19 protein-coding genes are annotated in these 18,847 nt (G+C 70.8%); 8 read left to right on the top strand and 11 right to left on the bottom strand.

Annotated features, from left to right (window positions below):
• Positions 1-117 precede the first annotated feature (117 nt).
• Genes AC5Y4Q_RS04135 through AC5Y4Q_RS04110 form a run of 6 tightly spaced genes read right to left on the bottom strand, consistent with a single transcriptional unit; the run spans position 118 to position 6,424 of the window.
• Positions 118-1,203 (bottom strand): type I-U CRISPR-associated protein Cas7, encoded by a 1,086-nt coding sequence (locus tag AC5Y4Q_RS04135; protein WP_234786421.1) that lies wholly within the window; start codon positions 1,201-1,203, stop codon positions 118-120.
• The gene (locus AC5Y4Q_RS04130) at positions 1,200-2,141 is read right to left on the bottom strand and encodes a cation diffusion facilitator family transporter (protein WP_064923810.1); all 942 of its coding nucleotides are present in this window, start codon (positions 2,139-2,141) and stop codon (positions 1,200-1,202) included. Before AC5Y4Q_RS04130 ends, AC5Y4Q_RS04135 begins: the two co-directional genes overlap by 4 nt.
• Positions 2,142-3,383 carry a mannose-6-phosphate isomerase, class I gene (gene manA / locus AC5Y4Q_RS04125; RefSeq protein WP_064923809.1) on the bottom strand — a complete coding sequence of 414 codons (1,242 nt, stop codon included), beginning with the start codon at positions 3,381-3,383 and terminating at the stop codon, positions 2,142-2,144.
• 8 nt (positions 3,384-3,391) lie between these two features.
• On the bottom strand, positions 3,392-4,531 hold the full coding sequence (locus AC5Y4Q_RS04120; RefSeq protein WP_064923808.1) for a hypothetical protein: 1,140 nt from the start codon (positions 4,529-4,531) through the stop codon (positions 3,392-3,394).
• Positions 4,528-5,931, bottom strand: a complete 1,404-nt coding sequence (locus AC5Y4Q_RS04115) for a phosphomannomutase/phosphoglucomutase (RefSeq protein ID WP_064923807.1) — start codon at positions 5,929-5,931, stop codon at positions 4,528-4,530. The genes AC5Y4Q_RS04120 and AC5Y4Q_RS04115 overlap by 4 nt, the downstream gene beginning before the upstream one ends.
• 58 nt (positions 5,932-5,989) lie before the next feature.
• Positions 5,990-6,424: a DUF3499 domain-containing protein gene (locus AC5Y4Q_RS04110; RefSeq protein ID WP_082952751.1), complete on the bottom strand. Its 435-nt coding sequence runs from the start codon at positions 6,422-6,424 to the stop codon at positions 5,990-5,992.
• A 91-nt stretch (positions 6,425-6,515) separates the two neighbouring features.
• Here AC5Y4Q_RS04110 and AC5Y4Q_RS04105 point away from each other — a divergent pair, with 91 nt between their 5' ends.
• Complete coding sequence (locus AC5Y4Q_RS04105) at positions 6,516-6,971, top strand: metallopeptidase family protein (protein WP_064923805.1); 456 nt, start codon at positions 6,516-6,518, stop codon at positions 6,969-6,971.
• A gap of 16 nt (positions 6,972-6,987) precedes the next feature.
• Here the strand turns inward: AC5Y4Q_RS04105 and AC5Y4Q_RS04100 are convergent, their stop codons facing one another.
• Positions 6,988-7,344, bottom strand: a complete 357-nt coding sequence (locus AC5Y4Q_RS04100) for a WhiB family transcriptional regulator (RefSeq protein ID WP_275080514.1) — start codon at positions 7,342-7,344, stop codon at positions 6,988-6,990.
• Between the two features lie 362 nt (positions 7,345-7,706).
• On the opposite strand from AC5Y4Q_RS04100, the gene cofD reads away from it, so the two are divergent.
• From cofD to AC5Y4Q_RS04085, 3 genes are read left to right on the top strand one after another with little or no spacing between them, the layout of a single operon-like run.
• A complete protein-coding gene (cofD, locus tag AC5Y4Q_RS04095) occupies positions 7,707-8,699 on the top strand; it encodes a 2-phospho-L-lactate transferase (protein WP_064923803.1) in 993 nt (330 codons plus the stop codon).
• On the top strand, positions 8,696-10,036 hold the full coding sequence (locus AC5Y4Q_RS04090) for a coenzyme F420-0:L-glutamate ligase (protein WP_064923802.1): 1,341 nt from the start codon (positions 8,696-8,698) through the stop codon (positions 10,034-10,036). Before cofD ends, AC5Y4Q_RS04090 begins: the two co-directional genes overlap by 4 nt.
• The gene (locus tag AC5Y4Q_RS04085; RefSeq protein WP_064923801.1) at positions 10,033-10,566 is read left to right on the top strand and encodes an NUDIX hydrolase; all 534 of its coding nucleotides are present in this window, start codon (positions 10,033-10,035) and stop codon (positions 10,564-10,566) included. Before AC5Y4Q_RS04090 ends, AC5Y4Q_RS04085 begins: the two co-directional genes overlap by 4 nt.
• A 14-nt stretch (positions 10,567-10,580) precedes the next feature.
• Here the strand turns inward: AC5Y4Q_RS04085 and AC5Y4Q_RS04080 are convergent, their stop codons facing one another.
• The 4 genes from AC5Y4Q_RS04080 to rfbD all read right to left on the bottom strand — a co-directional run bounded on the left by AC5Y4Q_RS04080 (position 10,581) and on the right by rfbD (position 13,864).
• On the bottom strand, positions 10,581-10,937 hold the full coding sequence (locus tag AC5Y4Q_RS04080) for an Rv1352/Rv1906c domain-containing protein (protein ID WP_064923800.1): 357 nt from the start codon (positions 10,935-10,937) through the stop codon (positions 10,581-10,583).
• 89 nt (positions 10,938-11,026) lie between these two features.
• Positions 11,027-12,100: a mannose-1-phosphate guanylyltransferase gene (gene manB, locus AC5Y4Q_RS04075; RefSeq protein WP_064923799.1), complete on the bottom strand. Its 1,074-nt coding sequence runs from the start codon at positions 12,098-12,100 to the stop codon at positions 11,027-11,029.
• The gene (locus AC5Y4Q_RS04070; protein WP_499958302.1) at positions 12,097-12,966 is read right to left on the bottom strand and encodes a glycosyltransferase family 2 protein; all 870 of its coding nucleotides are present in this window, start codon (positions 12,964-12,966) and stop codon (positions 12,097-12,099) included. The genes manB and AC5Y4Q_RS04070 overlap by 4 nt, the downstream gene beginning before the upstream one ends.
• A 28-nt stretch (positions 12,967-12,994) precedes the next feature.
• Positions 12,995-13,864 carry a dTDP-4-dehydrorhamnose reductase gene (gene rfbD, locus AC5Y4Q_RS04065; RefSeq protein WP_064923798.1) on the bottom strand — a complete coding sequence of 290 codons (870 nt, stop codon included), beginning with the start codon at positions 13,862-13,864 and terminating at the stop codon, positions 12,995-12,997.
• Between the two features lie 90 nt (positions 13,865-13,954).
• Between rfbD and AC5Y4Q_RS04060 the strand changes: the two genes are divergently transcribed.
• From AC5Y4Q_RS04060 to ctpC, 4 genes are all read left to right on the top strand, one after another.
• Positions 13,955-15,424, top strand: coding sequence for an LCP family protein (locus tag AC5Y4Q_RS04060; RefSeq protein ID WP_185746541.1), 1,470 nt, complete (start codon positions 13,955-13,957; stop codon positions 15,422-15,424).
• 10 nt (positions 15,425-15,434) lie between these two features.
• Positions 15,435-16,160 carry a TIGR03089 family protein gene (locus AC5Y4Q_RS04055; RefSeq protein ID WP_125224350.1) on the top strand — a complete coding sequence of 242 codons (726 nt, stop codon included), beginning with the start codon at positions 15,435-15,437 and terminating at the stop codon, positions 16,158-16,160.
• Positions 16,161-16,334: 174 nt separating this feature from the next.
• Positions 16,335-16,616: a DUF1490 family protein gene (locus AC5Y4Q_RS04050; protein WP_064923796.1), complete on the top strand. Its 282-nt coding sequence runs from the start codon at positions 16,335-16,337 to the stop codon at positions 16,614-16,616.
• Between the two features lie 64 nt (positions 16,617-16,680).
• The gene (gene ctpC / locus AC5Y4Q_RS04045; RefSeq protein WP_185746551.1) at positions 16,681-18,810 is read left to right on the top strand and encodes a manganese-exporting P-type ATPase CtpC; all 2,130 of its coding nucleotides are present in this window, start codon (positions 16,681-16,683) and stop codon (positions 18,808-18,810) included.
• The last annotated feature ends 37 nt before the right edge of the window (positions 18,811-18,847 follow it).

Raw genomic sequence — 18,847 nt, 5'->3', positions numbered from 1 at the left:
CCCAGAGCTGCGCAGCCCCGGAGGTTCCGTGCCGCTGCCAGCACTGCATCAGGTTGCGCTGCGTCGACTCGTGCTGGCATCGTCCCTACGGCCGGTCAGTCGATGCGCGCCGGTCCCTCAGCGCATCGCGGTGCGCCGGCTCTCGATGAAGTGCGGCAGCCGGAACCGGCGCGGCTCATGGGCGACCGGCGCCTCCTGCGCCGCTCCCCCGTTCTGGGCCGCGGCGTAGGCCCCGGCGTTGCCGGTGACGTGCAGCACCTGGCCGCGCCAGCTGATGTCGGCTTCCCGGTAGGCCTGCGCCAGCGCGCGCTCCAGCAGGTCGTCGGCCTGCTCGATCGACAGCGCCGCCAGCTCGACGAAGTCGCCGTCGCGGGCGTCGAGCTTGAGCGTCGTCGGGCCGGTCTCGACCAGGTCGCAGTTGGCCCGGATGCTCAGCTCGGCGTTGGCGCGCACCAGCCCGGCCAGCGCGTAGGCACCCAACAATGCCCGGCACGCCTCGTCGCCGGCGGGCCCGCAGTCGAATCGCAGCTGCCGCAGGGCGGCGAAGCTCAGCACCTGAGTGCGGATGATGCGGCTGCAGCAGACGGTGTCGGCGCCCCCGCGGGAATTCGTCGGTGCGCCCTCGACGAGCACGCCGATGATCTCACCGGACAGCACACCGCGAAAGCGGCTCTGGCCCGCGCTGCGGGCGGCGTCGATCGCGCCGAAAACCAGGCTGCCGGGGCTCAATTCCAGGAGAGCGCGGGCGTTTTCGGGCGTGCTTTCGCGCGCAGCGCGGTAGACCGGGTGCGCGATCGCCGGGTGGCCGTCGATCGACCCGGTCAGGAAGTGGCCATCGAAGATGCGTTGCGGCAGTTCAAGATCGGTGTAGACCGAGCGGCCGCCTTCGTAGGCCACCTGCAGATGCGGCACCCGGCTCAGCAGCGGGTGTTGATCGCGCAGGCCTTGCAGGATCGCGGCTTCCACGCGCTGGATCTGGCTCTGATTGTCGTCGACGACCACCGTCGGCGTCGGGTTGCCGTCGATCAGGCGGGTCTCGGTGATGATGGCCGACGGGCCACGTCCGGCGCGGTGGGCCGGGCTGATCGCGGCGTGCGGCCCGCCGGCGGCGGCCAAGTCGGTGGCCACGCTCAAGGTGCTGGCACCGCCGGCCTGGCAGGCCGCGGTCAGCTGTTGGTAGGAGAAGCTGGACAAAACGGTCACCCTTTCTGCTCCCGCGAGTCTGGCACAGGCGTGCGGTCCAGGTCCGGTTCGAGATAGATGACCCGAGCGGTGGGCACGGCCGCGCGGATATTGGCTTCGGCGGCGTCGATGGTGGCCGCGATCGCGGCCAGGTCCAGCCGGGGAACCAGCGCGATCTTGGCGCCCACCAGCATCTCGTCGGGCCCCAGGTACTGGGTGCGGATGTGGATCAGCCGGGTGACGTTGGCGGTCTGTTCCAGCGCCGCGCGGATGGCCCGATCCTCGGCGACGGTGGCGCCCTCGCCGATCAGCAGGCTGTGCATCTCGACCATCAGAAACACCGCGACCACCCCGAGTAGCGCGCCGATGCCCAAGGTTGCCACGCCGTCCCAGACCGGGTTGTCGGTGAGCATGCTCAGGCCCACCCCCGCCAGCGCCAGCACCAGGCCGATCAGTGCGGCGGTGTCCTCCAGCAGCACCACCGGAAGCTCCGGGTTACGCGAGGTGCGCAAGAACCGCAACCAGCTGCCGTCGCCCTTGAGCGGGCGCGATTCGCGCACCGCGGTACGAAAACTGAACGCCTCCAATCCGATCGCCACGACCAGGATCGCCACCGCCACCACCGGAGAACTCAACTCGACCGGGTGGCGGACCTTTTCGTAGCCCTCGTACACCGCGAACATCGAGCCGAGGCTGAACAGCACCAGCGCCACCACGAACGACCAGAAGTAGCGGCTGCGCCCGTGCCCGAACGGATGCAGCGCATCGGGCGCCTTGGCCGCGGCCCGCTGGCCGAACAGCAGCAGCGCCTGGTTGGAGGTGTCGACCACCGAGTGCACCGCCTCGGCGAGCATGGCGGCGCTGCCGGTGATCACATACCCGGTGAACTTCGCCACCGCGATTCCGGCGTTGGCGGCCAGCGCCGCGATGATCGCCCTGGTACTACCGGACGACGACACTCACAGGCCTATCGTCGCCCGGAACAACGCCGCCTGCTGCTGGGCCAGCAGCCGGATCGGTCCGTCGTCGCTGGGCACCCAGGCCGACTCGCCGCGATGCAGCGTCAACGTTTTCGACTTCGCGTGCACTGTGACCGAGCCCTCGGTGCACAACAGGATCTGGGGGCCGTCATGGTGCGCCGGGGCGTCCACCTCGTGGCCCAGGTAGGCGCCGTCGAGCGTCAGCCGGGACACCGCGAACTCCTCGGCGGGCGTCTGGTAGACCAGCTCCGGCCCCTCGGTGTGCACCGCCGGCCGCAGCGCCGCCTCGGTGGTCGGAGTGAAGTCCAGCACCCGCAGCAGTTCGGGCACGTCGACGTGCTTGGGCGTCAGCCCGCCGCGAAGCACGTTGTCCGAGTTGGCCATCACCTCCAGGCCGACCCCGTGCAGGTAGGTGTGCAGGTTGCCGGCCGCCAAGAAGATCGCCTCACCGGGTGCCAGGCTGACCCGGTTGAGCAACAGCGCGGCCAGCACCCCGGCGTCGCCGGGGTAGCGCTCACCGAGTTCGAGCACCGTCTTGGCCTCCGCGGCGAATTCGCCCGCCTCCGAACTGAGATATTGGATGGCGCCTTCCAGCACTGCGGGTACCAGCACATCGAGATCGGGCTGGGGTGCGGTGATCCAGGTGGTGAACAGGGCCCGCAGGCCGTCGGCGTCGGACTGGTCGCCGTCCGGGGCGTCACCGAGCAGGTCGATGAACGGGTCGAGGTCCGATACCGCCAGCGCCCGCAGCAGCTCGGTGGTGCGCGCGGCGGGCCGGAACCCGGCCAGCGCCTCGAACGGCTGCAGCGCCACCAGCAGTTCGGGTTTGTGGCTGGTGTCGCGGTAGTTACGGATCGGCGAGGACACCGGAACTCCGAGCCGCTCCTCACGCTCGTAGCCCTCGATCGCCTGCATGGTGCTGGGGTGCGCCTGCAGGGACAGTGGCTCGTCGGCGGCCAGCACCTTGACCAGGAACGGCAGCCGGTCACCGAAGCGGGCATGAGCCACCGGCCCGAGCTGCCCCTCCCAGTCGGCGGTCAACACGTCCAGCAGCGACGCCTCGCCCTCGGCGGTCTCCAGCCAGGCCGGGTCACCCGGGTGCGCACCCAGCCACAGCTCGGCCTCCGGGTGCGCCGCCGGGACCGGCCGTCCGGTGAACTCGGCGATAGCGGTCCTCGACCCCCAGGCGTAGGTCCGTATCGCACCGCGTAGTGGTTCCACTGTTCTCGTCAACCCCGCAAAAGTCGCACGTAGGCGGCGGCCATCTCCAACCGCACGGCCAGCACCGCAAGCTGTTGTTCGACCCGGTCCGCGTCGGTCGGCACCGGCACCGGCAAAAGTCCAGCCGGCCCGGCGGCCCCCTCCGGCGCCCCCGGTGTCAGCGGTACGTCCCCCGCGCCGATCAGGTCGACATCGTGCAGACCGTTGACCCGGGCCGCCACCACCGTGCGGTCGGCGGCCAGCGTCAGCGCCAGCACCCGCAGCCGGTCGGCGGCCGGGCCGTCGATCTGCTCGTCGTGAAAGATATCGGCGGAGCCCGCCGCGGCCCGCGCCCGCAGCGCGCTCACCGCATCGGCCAGCCCGGTCGCCGCCACCGTCGTCCGCCCGATCCGCAGCATCGCCGCGCAACCGTGCCGGGCCAGCGCCAGCGTCGCCGCACAGTCCCCGGCCAGTGCGACGTCGCGGCCGACGATCCGGTCCGCCAGCATCTTGGCCGGGTTGGTGAAGAGTTCACGCCCGGCGCTGTTGCGCAACGCCTCGGCGTCCAGTTCGTCGGCCAGCGCGCCCAGGTCGGTCTGTGCACCGGTGGCGCCGACCTCGACCGCGTCCAGCACGGCCAGCCCGGCAGCCAGGTAGCGCGGCAGGCCGAACTCGTCGGGGACACCGATTCGCGGCTCAAGCACCGCGACCCGGCCGGCGGTGGCGTCGCGCAGCGGACCCTCGTAGGGAGCGACCACTACCACCCGCGCGCCGCGCCGCACCCCGGCGGCGGCTGCGGCGACCAGCGCCGGATCCCCCGGGTCGTCGCCGGCCACGACCAGCACATCCAGCGACCCAACCCACGCGGGGGCCTCGGAGGCCAGGACCAGCGGTTGGCGAACCACATCTGCGCGGGCCGCCGCCAGCAGGCTGCCCGCCGTCGCCGCCGTTCCGCGGGTCGCCACCCAGACCAGGGTGCGCGGCGGGTAGTCCCAGCCGTCGCTGCGCACCGCGTCCAACGCGCCCTCGGCGACCGCGGCGGCGGTGGCCCGTACCTGCGCGCCGGCCATGGACGCGGCCCGCAACACGCCGTCGTGGTCGGCGGCCAGCAGCCCCTCGGTGTCGTCGAGGTCGACGGTGGAAGAAAAGGATCCGGAGAACGCGTTCACGACCGTGACTTCTCGGCGGCGGTGACGGCCTGGATCTGCCCGGCGACCTTGGCCACCACCGCATCCACCGTGGCGGCGTCGGGCGCCTCCACGTTGAGCCGCAGCAGCGGTTCAGTGTTGGAGCTGCGCAGGTTGAACCAGCTGCCCGCACCCAGGTCGACGGTCACCCCGTCCAGGTGGTCGACGGAGGCTTGCGCGCCGAACGACGCGACGACGGCGTCCACACACGCCTGCGCATCCTCGACGGTGTAGTTGATCTCGCCGGATGCCGCGTACCGCTGGTAGTCGGCGGTCAGCTCGGACAGCGGCCGCTGCTGTTCGCCGAGTGCGGCCAGGACGTGCAGAGCGGCCAGCATGCCCGAGTCGGCGCCCCAGAAGTCCCGGAAGTAGTAGTGCGCCGAATGTTCCCCGCCGAAGATCGCACCGGTCTCGGCCATCAGCCCCTTGATGTAGGAGTGCCCGACCCGCGAGCGCAGCGGCGTGCCGCCGCGCTCGGTCACCAACTCGGCCACCGCCCGCGAGGTGATCAGGTTGTGGATCACCGTCGCACCGGGCTCGCGGGCCAGTTCGCGGGCCGCGACCAGGCCGGTCACCGCCGACGGGGACACCGGGTCGCCGTGCTCGTCGACGACGAAGCACCGGTCGGCGTCGCCGTCGAAGGCCAGTCCGATATCGGCGCCGCGCTCGCGCACAAAGGCCTGTAAGTCGGTGAGGTTGGCCGGGTCCAGCGGGTTGGCCTCGTGGTTGGGGAAGTTGCCGTCCAGCTCGAAATACAGCGGCAGCAGCGTGATCGCCTCGACCGAGCCGAACACCGCCGGGGCGGTGTGGCCGGCCATCCCGTTGCCGGCGTCGACGGCGACCCGCAGCGGGCGCGAGCCGCTGATGTCGACCAGCGAGTGCAGGAACGCCGCGTAGTCGGCCAACACGTCGCGATCGGTGATGGCACCACGCTGCCCGGACCGGCCGGCGTCCGGGTCCACCCCGGCGATCAGCTCGTCGCGGATCCGGCCGAGGCCGGTGTCGGCGCCGACGGGCTTGGCGCCCGCCCGGCACAGCTTGATGCCGTTGTAGGCGGCGGGGTTATGGCTGGCGGTGAACATCGCGCCCGGGCAGTCCAGTGAGCCGGAGGCGAAGTAGAGCTGGTCGGTCGAGGCCAGACCGATCCGGATCACGTCGAGGCCCTGGGCGGTAACCCCGTCGGCGAACGCCGCCGACAACCCGGGCGAACTGTCCCGCATGTCGTGGCCGATCACCACCTGGCGGGCGCCCTCGTCGCCCATCAGCCGGGCGAACGCAGCCCCGACCTCGGTAACCAGGGATTCATCGATCTCCGAACCGACCAGGCCACGTACGTCGTACGCCTTGATCACACGGTGGACAGCCGCAGCGGGCCGAGACATGGACAGGGCTCCTGACGAAGTGGACTCTTGACGCTCAAGCCTAGCCCGGAACGCGCGATCAGTCCGACGGGTCGGGTAACACGCGCAGGTGACCGCGGCGCCGGCCGTTGCTCTTGCCGGGCGGACCGGGCGGTGCCAGCACCCCTTGGGCGGTGGCCGGTGCGCCCCGGGCACCGGAATCCGTCGGGCCGGCCTGCGGGTACCACCCCTTGGCGGGCGCGGCCGGCCCGGACTGGCCCTCGCGAACCGCTTCGGCGAGCGCGACCAGATCGTCTTCCTCCGGCGAGACCCAGGGGCCGGGGTGGCGGACCAGTTCCCAGCCCCGCGGGGCGGTGATCCGGCCGGCGTGGCTGAAGCACAGGTCCCACGAATGCGGCTCGGCGGCGGTCGCCAGCGGGCCGACCACGGCGGTGGAGTCCGAGTAGACGAACGTCAGCGTCGCCACCGCATAGTGCGGACACCCTGGCCGACAGCAGCGGCGGGGAACGTTCACGCCCGTGAGGCTATCGTGGCCGCGCACCGCCGTGTCGCCGGACACGCGCAAGGGGCGAGCAGGCTATGCGCAACCGTTACCATCTTCTTCCGTGATCGCCACGCGTCGGCATTGGCGCGGCCGCGAGCCTCGCGGGCCGCTGCTGCCGCCGACCGTGCCGGGGTGGCGCACCCGCGCCGAACGGTTCGACATGGCGGTGCTGGAGGCCTACGAGCCCATCGAACAACGCTGGAAGCAACGGCTATCGGCGCTCGACGTCGCCGTCGACGAGATTCCGCGGATCGCCGCCCGCGACCCCGACAGTGTGCAGTGGCCGCCGGAAGTGGTCGCCGACGGGCCGATTCCGCTGGCCCGCTTGATTCCCGCCGGGGTCGATGTGCGGGGAAATCCGACGCGGGCGCGAATCCTGCTGTTCCGCAAGCCGATCGAGCAACGGGCGAACGACAGCACCGAACTCGGGGATTTGCTACACGAAATTCTGGTGGCTCAGGTCGCCACCTACCTCGATGTCGACCCCACCGTCATCGACCCCACGATCGAGGACTAGGCCGGACGTAGCGCGCTCAGATGATGCCGCGCTTGAGGCGACGGCGCTCGCGCTCGGACAGGCCGCCCCAGATGCCGAAGCGCTCGTCGTGCGCCAGCGCGTATTCCAGGCACTCGCTGCGCACCGAGCACCGCTGGCAGATCTTCTTGGCCTCGCGGGTGGAGCCGCCCTTCTCCGGGAAGAACGCCTCGGGGTCGGTCTGCGCGCACAGGGCGCGGTCCTGCCACTGCTCATTGGTGGCCGAGGCGGGGTCGAACGGGTCGAATTCGTCGTAGTCCTCGGGTTCGGGAACCAGACTCAGATGGGGCCGGCTGCGCGCCGGTTCGGCCTCGGCCGGCGTCATTGCGGTATGGGCATGCGGTGTCCCCCCCATTACGCCCCAAAGGTGTTCATAGGACATGCTGGGCCTCCTCACCTGGTTGCGCGATCCTGATATGTCGCCCGCTTGTGCGATATTGTCCGTCTCAATTCGAACATGTGATCGAATCTCGGTCTGCGACACCGGAATCGGCTGGCCAACCGGGAAATGACACTGATGTGATTAGACACGGGTTGACTGGTCCGGTCAAGCCGAACGGCCAAATTCCTTACCATCCCGTGACCGATTTCCGACGTGTCCGAGACCGGCGAGTCCGTGTCATCTAGCCCACACCGGCCCTCCGGCGTGTCTTGCGGGGGCTGTTGGGATGCACCGCCACACCGGCCGCGGCCTCACCAAAGGTACTGTCGTGCGCTGTGAAGGTGACGGTTCTGGTCGGGGGGGTCGGCGGTGCCCGCTTCCTGCTCGGCGTCCAGAAACTGCTGGGTCTGGGCCAGTTCGGCGACGGCTCGGACGCCGAGACCGCCGCGCACGAACTGACCGCGGTCGTCAACGTCGGCGACGACGCCTGGATGCACGGGGTGCGCATCTGCCCGGACCTGGACACCTGCATGTACACCCTGGGCGGCGGGGTGGACCCGGAGCGCGGCTGGGGCCACCGCGACGAAACCTGGCACGCGATGGAGGAGTTGGCCCGCTACGGCATGCAGCCGGATTGGTTCGGCCTCGGCGACCGCGACCTGGCCACCCACCTGGTTCGCACCCAGGCGCTGCGCGCCGGCTATCCGCTGACCGAGGTAACCGCGGCACTGTGTGACCGCTGGCAGCCGGGGGCAAGGTTGCTGCCGGTGACCAACGACAGCTGCGAAACGCACGTCGTCATCACCGATCCGGCCGACGACTCGCAGCGCGCGATCCACTTCCAGGAATGGTGGGTGCGCTACCGCGCCGAGGTCCCCACCCACGGATTCGGCTTCGTCGGCAGCGAGAAGGCCAGCGCGACAGCCGAAGTCACCGAGGCGATCGCCGGAGCCGACATCGTGCTGCTGGCCCCGTCCAATCCGGTCGTCAGCATCGGCGCCATTCTCGCCGTACCCGGCATCCGGGCGGCACTGCGATCCACGCCGGCACCGGTCGTCGGCTACTCGCCGATCATCGCCGGGAAACCGTTGCGCGGCATGGCCGATACCTGCCTGAGCGTGATCGGCGTGGAGTCCACTGCGCAGGCCGTGGGCGCGCACTACGGCGCCCGCAACGCAACCGGGATCCTGGACTACTGGCTGGTGCACGAGGGCGAACACGTGCAGGTCGACGGCGTGACCGTGTGCAGCGCCCCGCTGCTGATGACCGATCCCGCCGCGACGGCCGAGATGGTGCGCACCGGGCTGGATCTCGCGGGCAAACGATGACCGAACACGGCAGCGCCGCCAAGGTCGAGATCCTGCCGGTCACCGGCCTGGGCGAATTCCGGCCGGGTGATGACCTGGCGGCCGCGCTGGCGCAGGCCGCGCCCTGGCTGGCCGACGGCGACATCGTGGTCGTCACCAGCAAGGTGGTGTCCAAGTGCGAGGGCCGCATCGTGCCGGCGCCGCACGACGCCGAGGCCCGAGATGCGCTGCGCCGCCAGCTGGTGGAGGCCGAGGCGGTGCGGGTCCTGGCCCGCAAGGGCCGCACCTGGATCACCGAGAATCGGCTGGGGCTGGTGCAGGCCGCCGCGGGCGTGGACGGGTCCAACGTCGGCGCCGACGAACTCGCGCTGCTGCCGGTCGATCCCGACGCAAGTGCCGCCGCGTTGCGCGCCGGCCTGGCCGCGCGGCTCGGGGTCGCGGTGGCGGTGCTGATCACCGACACCATGGGCCGCGCCTGGCGCAACGGGCAGATCGATGTCGCGATCGGGGCATCCGGGCTGACCGTGCTGAACGGCTACGGCGGTGCCGTCGACCGGCACGGCAACGAGTTGGTGGTCACCGAAGTGGCCGTCGCCGACGAGCTCGCCGCCGCCGCCGACCTGGTCAAGGGCAAGCTCACCGATGTTCCGGTGGCGGTGGTACGCGGGGTGTCCAGCCCCGACGACGGCTCCACCGCGGCCGCGCTGGTGCGCTCCGGCGCCGATGACCTGTTCTGGCTGGGCACCGCCGAGGCCATCGAGACCGGGCGGCGACAAGCCCAGCTGCTGCGTCGCTCGGTGCGCACCTTCTCCAGCGAACCCGTGCCGGCGGAGACGATCACCGACGCCATCGCCGAAGCCCTGACCGCCCCGGCGCCGCACCACACCCGGCCGGCGCGGTTCGTCTGGCTGCAGACCCCGAGCGTGCGCACCCGGCTGCTCGATGCGATGGCCCAGCGCTGGCGCGCCGACCTGGCCGGCGACGGCAAATCCGCGGAAGCCATCGAGGCCCGGGTGGCGCGCGGCCGGATCCTCTACGACGCCACCGAAGTCGTCATCCCGGTGATGGTCCCCGACGGCGCCCACCACTACCGGGATGAGGCCCGCACCGCCGCCGAACACACCATGTTCACCGTGGCGGTCGGCGCTGCCGTGCAGGCGCTGCTGGTGGCGCTGGCGGTGCGCGGCGTGGGCAGCTGCTGGATCGGGTCGACCATCTTCACCCCCGAGCTGGTGCGTACTGAGCTGGATCTGCCGGCGGACTGGGAACCGTTGGGCGCCATCGCAATCGGCTACTCCCCCGAGCCGATCGAACCCCGCCCGCCGGCCGCCATCGACGATCTGCTGGTGCGCCGGTGAGCACCCACGCCTCCGCTGTCGCCACGCTGACGGCTTGGGAGGCACCCGATGCCGGACAAGATGCGCTGCGCCACGCGGTCCTGGCGTTTCTGGCCGCCCGCGCCGACGCCTGTGCGCGCGAATGCGCGCCCGGCCACATCACCGCCTCGGCCCTGGTGCTCGACCACACCGGCGAACACGTGCTGCTGACGCTGCATCCGCGGGTGGGCCGCTGGCTGCAACTGGGCGGGCACTGCGAAGACGGTGACGCCGACATCGTCAACGCCGCACTGCGCGAGGCCACCGAGGAATCCGGTATCGCCGGCCTGCAGCTCGACCCGCGTCTGGCGGCCGTACACGTGCATCCGGTGACGTGCTCGCTGGGCGTGCCGACCCGGCATCTGGACCTGCAGTTCGTGGCGCACGCCCCGGCCGGCGCGCAGATCGGCATCAGCGACGAGTCGGTCGACCTGCGCTGGTGGCCGGTGGACGCGTTGCCGCCGGATGCCGATGACGCGTTGGCGCATCTGGTGGCGCGGGCGGTCAGGTAGCCCTGCCCGCGGGCTCATTGGGAGTCGGTGACCCGCGTCCAGGGCTGGCAATTCTGCGACTCGAAGGCCTTGACCGTGGCGGGAATGCTCGCGTACATCGGACCGATAGACGTATTCGTCTGGACCACATGATCCTTGGCCGCATCGGGTGTGCTGTAGGTGAACCACGAACACATCGACTCTTGCGTCGGTACGTTGTTGATCCATACGCCGAAGGCCGAACCCGACCCGCCGGTGTGATACAGGCCAGGTGCGATATCGGTGCCGACCTGATAGACGCCGTTACCGGGAATCGGGTCAAGCGGATCGGCAGCTGCCGACGGCGCCATGGCGACCGCCGCCAGGCACGCGACGAAGACCTTGATGAACATGGCTATGACTATCCCCCGTTGACTCCGCGTTTACGGCGGAAAAGTTCGAGAAAGCTGCACCCTGAGCGCAGAGTCAGCGGAGAGCCGGCTCAGACGTCGCTGGAGTAGCGGATTCCGCAGTCGGGGATCGACACCCCGGGCCACACCCGGGCCCCGCGCAACAGCTCGCAGCGGGCCCCGATGTCGGCGCCGTCACCGATCACCCCGTCGCGGATCAACGCGCGCGGGCCGATGCGCGCGCCGAACCCGATGATCGAGCGTTCGATCACGCAGCCGGCTTCGACTTTGACGCCGTCGAAGATCACCGCGCCGTCCAGCCGGGCGCCCGGGCCGATCTCGGCGCCGCGGCCGACGACCGTCCCGCCGATCAGCACCGCACCCGGCGCCACCGCGGCACCGTCGTGCACCAGCGACTCACCGCGCTGACCGCCCAACGCCGGCGACGGCGCGATGCCGCGCACCAGATCCGCCGAGCCGCGCACGAAGTCCTCCGGGGTGCCCATGTCACGCCAGTAGCTGGTGTCGACGAACCCGCAGACCTTGACCCCGTCGGAGAGCAGCGCTGGAAACACCTCGCGCTCCACCGAAACCGCCCGCCCGCGCGGGATGCGGTCGATGACGTTGCGGGACAGCACATAACAGCCGGCGTTGATCTGGTCGGTCGGCGGATCCTCGGTCTTCTCCAGAAACGCGGTGACCCGGCCGTCGTCGGTGGGCACACACCCGAACGCGCGCGGGTCTCCGACCCGCACCAGGTGCAGGGTCGCCTCGGCGCCGTGCTCGCGGTGATAGGCGTACAACTCGCCCAGGTCCGCCCCCGACAGCACGTCGCCGTTGAACACCATCGCGGTGTCATGGCGCAGCACGGGCGCGACGTTGGCGATACCGCCGCCGGTGCCCAGTGGTTCGTCCTCGGTCACGTAGTCGATCTGCAGGCCCAGCGCGGACCCGTCGCCGAATTCTTGCGCGAACACCGCCGGCTTGTAGGACGTGCTGAGGATGACGTGCTCGATGCCGGCCGCGGCGATCCGCGAGAGCAGGTGGGTGACGAACGGCACGCCCGCGGTCGGCAGCATCGGCTTGGGCGCCGACAACGTCAGCGGCCGCAGCCGGGTGCCCTTGCCGCCGACGAGCACCACGGCATCGACTTGGCTCAGTGTCACGGGCGTCCCTTCATCAGCTTGCGGCGGGCGCTGCGCACCGCCAGGGTCGAGCGCACCGCCAGCGCACCGCGCATGGCCCAGCGCAGCGGCGCCCGCCACCACCCGGTGTGCCGGTCGGCAAGGTAGGTATAGGTGCTGCGGTGGTGCGCCGCTAGGTTGGCCGCCGGGTCCTTGCCGGTGGCGTGCCCCTTCTGGTGCAGTACCTCCGCAGACGGCACGTAGACGTTGAGCCAGCCGGCCTTGCCGAGCCGGTCGCCCAGGTCGACGTCTTCCATGTAGAGGAAGTAGCGCTCGTCGAAGCCGCCGATCGCCTCGAACGCGGCGCGGCGCACCAGCAGGCAGGCGCCGGAGAGCCAGCCCACCGGGCGCTCACTGGGTTCTAGGCGCTCCTGCCGGTAGGCCCGCGACCACGGATTGTTCGGCCACACCGGACCGACCACGGCGTGCATGCCGCCGCGGATCAGGCTCGGCAGGTGGCGCGCCGAGGGGTACACCGAGCCGTCGGGTTCGCGGATCAGCGGGCCCAGCGTCGCCGCGTGCGGCCACCGGTCGGCCGCCTCGAGCAGGGCGTCGATGCTGCCGGGGCCCCACTGCACGTCGGGGTTGGCCACGATGAGAAATTCGCTGCGGTGGCCATCCGCGGCGTCAAGGTGCGCCACCGCGCTGTTGACCGCGCCGCCGTAGCCGAGGTTGGCCCCGGTCACAAACAGCTGCACATTGGGGTAGCGCTGCACGGCTTCCTGCGGGGCGCCATCGGTCGATCCGTTGTCGGCCATCACCACCTGCACGGGGCGGTCGGTGGCCAGCGACAGCGATGCCAGGAAACGGTCCAGATGCCAACCCGGCGAATACGTCACCGTCACCACCGGCAGGGCCTCACTCACGGCGTAGAGGTTATCTCGCCAGTGCCGCGGCCAGCGCATCGCGCCATGAGCGCAGTGGCGCCAGGCCGGCCCGCGCCGATTCGACGCCCGACAGCGCCGAGTAGGCCGGCCGGGCCGCCGGGCGGGGCCGGGCCGCGCTGCTGACCGGCAACACCCGGTGCGGGTCGGCGCCCAGCGCGCTGAACACCGCCCGGGCCTGCTCATAGCGGCTGGCCGCACCGGCATTGGCGGCGTGCAGCACCCGCGCCGTCGGCCACGCCTGCGCCAACGCCAGCAGTGCCTCGACCAGGTCGCCGGCGTAGGTCGGTGAACCGATCTGGTCGTCGACCACCTCCACTGTCGAATCGCCGGGGGCCCGCCCACGCATGACGGCGACGAAGTCCGTCCCGCCGGCGGTACCGGTGTAGACCCAGGCGGTGCGCACCACCAGCGCGTCCGGCGAGGCGCCCAGCACCGCGTTCTCACCGGCCAGTTTGCTGCGGCCGTAGGCACTGAGCGGGCGGGTGGCGTCCCCGGGCTCGTACGGGCGCGGCGGCGCGCCGCCGAAGTCGCCGTCGAAGACGTAGTCGGTGGAGATGTGGATCAGGCGAGCGCCGGCGCGCGTGCAGGCGGCGGCCAGATGGCCCGGGCCGGCCGCGTTGACGGCGTGGGCGCGGTCCGGGTCGGTCTCGGCGGCGTCGACGTTCGTGTAGGCCGCGCAGTTGACCAGCACGTCATTGGCGCGCAGGTCGACGGCGTCGACGGCGTCCGGATCGGTGATGTCGCACTGCGCCGATGTGAGCGCCAGCACGTCGCGGCCCGCCTCGGCGGCGCGGGCGGCCAAGCAGGTGCCGACCTGGCCGCCGGCTCCGGTGATCACGATTCGCTGCCGAGTACTCATAGCTGCCGAGCTTATGCAGCGGTTCCAGCTGATCTGGCGCGCCGATCACGGCTACCGCCGATACAGCAGTTACACAAGTAGCCTGAAGTGATGCCTGCGCAACGTGTGATTCGTGTGATCGCGACCGTGGCAGCCGTCGCCGTCGTCCTCGGCACCGGGGTGGCCTGGAGCCGGGTCCGGTCCTTCGAGGACGGCATCTTCCACGTCGCGTCGCTGGCCCTCGGCAAGGGCGGAGCCGACGGCGCGGTCGACATCCTGCTGGTCGGGATGGACAGTCGCACCGACGCCCACGGCAACCCGCTGACTCCCGAGGAGCTCGCAGCGCTGCGCGTCGGCGACGACGACGCCACCAACACCGACACCATCATCTTGGTCCGCATCCCCAACAACGGGAAGTCGGCCACCGCGATCTCGATTCCCCGCGACTCCTACGTGGCCGCCCCCGGGCTGGACAAGACCAAGATCAACGGCGTCTACGGCGCCACCCGACTCGAGACCGCCGACGCGCTGGTCGCGTCCGGGATGGACCCGGCCCAGGCGCAGGCCCGCGGCACCGAGGCGGGCCGGGAGGCCCTGATCAAGACGGTGGCCGACCTCACCGGGGTCACCGTCGACCACTACGCCGAGGTCGGACTGCTGGGCTTCGCGCTGATCACCGACGCCCTCGGCGGCGTCAACGTCTGCCTGAAAGAGCCCGTGTATGAGGAACTTTCCGGTGCGGACTTCCCGGCCGGCTGGCAGCGACTCGACGGCGCGCAGGCGCTGAGCTTCGTGCGGCAGCGCCACGACCTGCCGCACGGCGACCTCGACCGGGTCCGCCGCCAGCAGGCGGTGATGGCGGAGCTGGCCCACAAGGTGATCTCCGGCAAGACACTGTCGAGTCCGGGCACCCTGTCGCGGCTGCAGGCCGCGGTGCAGCGCTCGGTGGTGCTCTCGGCCGGTTGGGACGTAATGGATTTCGTCACCAAGCTGCAGGATCTGGCGGCGGGCAAGGTCGCCTTCGCCACCATCCCCGTGCTCGAGGAGTCCGGCTGGAGCGACGACGGCATGCAGAGCGTGGTGCGCGTCGACCCAGCCCAGGTGTCCGACTGGGTGGCCGGACTGCTGCATGACACCGACGAGGGCAGGACCGACCAGCGGGCCTACGACCCGGAGCACACCATCGCCAGCGTGTACAACGACACCGATATCAACGGCCTGGCCGCGGCGGTCTCGGGTGTGCTCAACGCCAAGGGGTTTGGTACCGGGTCGGTCGGCAACAACGAAGCCGCCCACGTGCCGAACAGCCAGGTGCAGGCCGCCAACACCGATGACCCCGGCGCCCAGGCGGTGGCCCGGGATCTCGGCGGGTTGCCGGTGGTGTCCAACGAGTCGGTGCCGGCCGGCGCGGTACGCGTCGTGCTGGCCAACGACTACACCGGACCGGGATCGGGCCTGGGTGCCGGTGATCGCGCCGAGGTGGCCGGCATCTCCGGCGTCGCAGACGGCGAGCTGCCCCAAATCCCCGCTGCGTCACCGATTCTGACCGCAGGTTCCAACGACCCGCAATGCGTCAACTAACGTCGGTGAGGTGACCAACCTCAGCTCGGCGATCCTTGACCCGATCATGCGCGCCGACCCGGCGGGCCCACGGATCACCCACTACGACGACGCCACCGGCGAGCGCATCGAGTTATCCGCGGCGACCCTGGCGAACTGGGCCGCCAAGACCGGCAACCTGCTGCGCGACGAACTCGGCGCCGGGGCGCGCAGCCGGGTGGCGGTCTTGCTGCCGGCGCACTGGCAGACCGCGGCGGTGCTGTTCGGCGCGTGGTGGATCGGCGCCGAGGTGCTACTGGCCGCCCCGGGCGGGGACGCCGATATCGCCCTGTGCACCGCCGAGCGGCTCGACGAGGCCGACGCGGCGGTCGCCGCCACCGGCGGCGAGGTGGTCGTGCTGTCCCTGGACCCGTTCGGCGGGCCGGTCCCGGACCTGCCGGTGGGTGTCACCGACTACGCGACGGCGGTGCGGGTGCATGGCGACCAGATCGTCGCCGAACGGGCCCCCGGCCCGGCACTGGCCGGATCGTCCGCCGACGAGGTGCTGGCTTGGTGCGAGAAGTCCGCGGCGGCAACAGGTTTGACACCCTCGGATCGGGTGTGGTCGGCCAATTCCTGGGCCACCCCTGCCGAGCTGGTCGACAACATGCTGGCGGTCTTCGCCGTCGGCGCGTCGCTGGTGCAGGTCACCAATCCCGACCCCGACGCGCAGCAGCGCCGCCGGGAAACCGAGAAGGTCACCCGGACGCTGGGCTGACGCGGCCCGGCGGTCGAGTGTGCGGTTCAATACGCCCGCGCCGGCGTGTTGCGTACGAAACCGCACACGCGGCGCGCTTCCAGGCCGACTCACAGCCGACGCGATATATGCAGAAATGCTTATATGATGATACCCTCGCTGACTAAGACGGACGAGCCACGAAGGGGATGACTCATGGCGGTACAGGGACTGCTGGCGAAGGCGGCCGGCACGGTGTTCACCGGGCTGGTCGGGGTGAGCGCCTATGAGCTGGCGCGTAAGGCGCTGCAGAAGGCTCCGCTGCACGAGGCTGCGGTGACCGCCACCGAATGGAGCCTGCGCGGAACCCGGCGCGCCGAGGAGGTCGCCGAGTCGGCGCGGCTGAAGGTGGCCGACGTGGTCGCCGAGGCACGCGAACGCATCGGCGAGGAGGCGACACCCCCGGCGGCGGCCGTCGCCCACGACCACGACCACTGAGCGCGGCGACGTGAGCGCCGCCGACAGCGCAGAACTGAGCGTCGTCTCCGACGCTGCGGGCCGGATGCGGGTACGGGTCCCCTGGGTCCGAAACGACTCGCGGCGCGCGGTGGCGGTCGAGGAGACGGCCGGGCGGGTCAACGGAGTGCGCACCGTGCACGCCTACCCGCGCACCGGCGCGGTGGTGGTGTGGTACTCCCCCAAACGATGCGACACCGCGGAGATCATGGCGGCGATCCGCGACGCGGCCACCGTCGCCGCCGAGCTGATCCCGGCCCGCACCCCGCGCTCGGCGGACATCCGCAACACCGATGTGCTGCGCATGGTGATCGGCGGTGCAGCCCTGGCGCTGCTGGGCATGCGCCGCTACGTATTCGCCCGGCCGCCGCTGCTCGGGCCGAGCGGCCAGCTGGTCGCCACCGGCGCGACGGTGTTCATGGGTTATCCATTCCTGCGGGGCGCGCTGCGCTCGATCCGGTCCGGCAAGGCCGGCACCGACGCGCTGGTCACCGCCGCGACCATCGCCAGCCTGGTACTGCGGGAGAACGTGGTCGCGCTCACCGTGCTGTGGCTGCTCAACATCGGCGAATACCTGCAGGACCTGACGCTGCGCCGCACCCGGCGCGCCATCTCGGATCTGTTGCGCGGCAGCCAGGACACCGCCTGGGTGCGGCTCGCCGGTGGAACCGAGGTGCAGGTACCGATCGACACGGTGCAGATCGGCGATGAGGTGATCGTCCACGATCACGTTGCGATCCCGGTCGACGGCGAGGTCACCGATGGCGAGGCCATCGTCGACCAGTCCGCGATCACCGGTGAGACCCTGCCCGTCAGCGTGATCGCCGGGGCGACGGTGCACGCCGGTTCGGTGGTGGTGCGCGGCCGGGTGGTGGTGCGCGCCACCGCGGTCGGCAGCCAGACCGTGATCGGCCGGATCATCAGCCGCGTCGAGGAGGCGCAACACGACCGTGCCCCGATCCAGACCGTCGGCGAGAACTTCTCCCGCCGATTCGTACCGGCGTCGTTCATCCTGTCGGCGTTCACCCTGCTGGTCACCGGTGATGTGCGCCGCGCGATGACGATGCTGCTGATCGCCTGCCCGTGCGCGGTCGGGCTGGCCACCCCGACGGCGATCAGCGCGGCGATCGGCAACGGCGCCCGGCGCGGGATCCTGATCAAGGGCGGCTCCCATCTCGAGCAGGCCGGCCGGGTGGACGCGATCGTGTTCGACAAGACCGGCACACTCACCGTGGGCCGCCCGGTGGTGACCAATATCGTTGCCGTCCACAAGGATTGGCAGCCCGAGCAGGTGCTCGCCTACGCCGCAAGCTCGGAGCTGCACTCGCGGCATCCGCTGGCCGAGGCGGTGATCCGCTCCACCGAGGAACGCCACATCAGCATTCCGCCGCATGAGGAGTGCGAAGTTCTGGTCGGGCTGGGCATCCGCACCTGGGCCGACGGCCGTACCCTGCTGCTGGGCAGCCCGAATCTGCTGCGCGCCGAGAAGGTCCGCATCTCGAAGAAGGCGGCGGACTGGGTCACCAAGTTGCGCGCGCAGGCCGAGACCCCGTTGCTGCTGGCGGTCGACGGCACCCTGGTGGGGTTGATCAGCTTGCGTGACGAGGTGCGCCCGGAGGCACACGGCGTGCTTGAGCAGTTGCGTGGCAAGGGAATTCGTCGCATCGTGATGCTCACCGGTGATCATCCCGAGACCGCTGCTGCGGTGGCCGCCGAGCTCGGCATCGACGAGTGGCGCGCCGAGGTGCTCCCCGAAGATAAGCTGCAGGTGGTTCGCGACCTGCAGGACGAGGGCTACGTGGTCGGCATGGTCGGTGACGGGGTCAACGACGCTCCCGCGCTGGCCGCCGCCGACATGGGTATCGCGATGGGCCTGGCCGGCACCGACGTGGCGGTCGAGACCGCCGATGTCGCTCTGGCCAACGACGACCTGCGGCGGCTGCTGGACGTCCGGGACCTGGGCAGCCGGGCCGTTGAGGTGATCCGGCAGAACTACGGCATGTCGATCGCGGTCAACGCCGCCGGTCTGCTGATCGGCGCCGGCGGTGCGCTGTCACCGGTGCTGGCGGCGATTCTGCACAACGCGTCGTCGGTGGCCGTGGTCGCCAATAGTTCGCGGTTGATTCGCTACAAGCTGGGCACCGAACCGATGGCATCCGCCCCCGGCGGGGCGTAATCTGTTTCCGTCCCGGCTGTCCCTGTCGAGCAACACC

This window comes from Mycobacterium sp. NGS16 (genome assembly GCF_059813225.1).
Note: the sequence above shows the minus strand (reverse complement) of the source record. Positions and strands in the feature narration are given on the sequence as shown.

Excerpts from the sequence above, each read along its gene's own strand:
- AC5Y4Q_RS04115 (WP_064923807.1), bottom strand. The coding sequence starts at position 5,931 with ATGTCTCGGCCCGCTGCGGCTGTCCACCGTGTGATCAAGGCGTACGAC.
- AC5Y4Q_RS04100 (WP_275080514.1), bottom strand. The coding sequence starts at position 7,344 with ATGGGGGGGACACCGCATGCCCATACCGCAATGACGCCGGCCGAGGCC.
- AC5Y4Q_RS04090 (WP_064923802.1), top strand. The coding sequence starts at position 8,696 with ATGACCGAACACGGCAGCGCCGCCAAGGTCGAGATCCTGCCGGTCACC.
- AC5Y4Q_RS04080 (WP_064923800.1), bottom strand. The coding sequence starts at position 10,937 with ATGTTCATCAAGGTCTTCGTCGCGTGCCTGGCGGCGGTCGCCATGGCG.
- rfbD (WP_064923798.1), bottom strand. The coding sequence starts at position 13,864 with ATGAGTACTCGGCAGCGAATCGTGATCACCGGAGCCGGCGGCCAGGTC.
- AC5Y4Q_RS04060 (WP_185746541.1), top strand. The coding sequence starts at position 13,955 with ATGCCTGCGCAACGTGTGATTCGTGTGATCGCGACCGTGGCAGCCGTC.
- AC5Y4Q_RS04050 (WP_064923796.1), top strand. The coding sequence starts at position 16,335 with ATGGCGGTACAGGGACTGCTGGCGAAGGCGGCCGGCACGGTGTTCACC.
- ctpC (WP_185746551.1), top strand. The coding sequence starts at position 16,681 with ATGCGGGTACGGGTCCCCTGGGTCCGAAACGACTCGCGGCGCGCGGTG.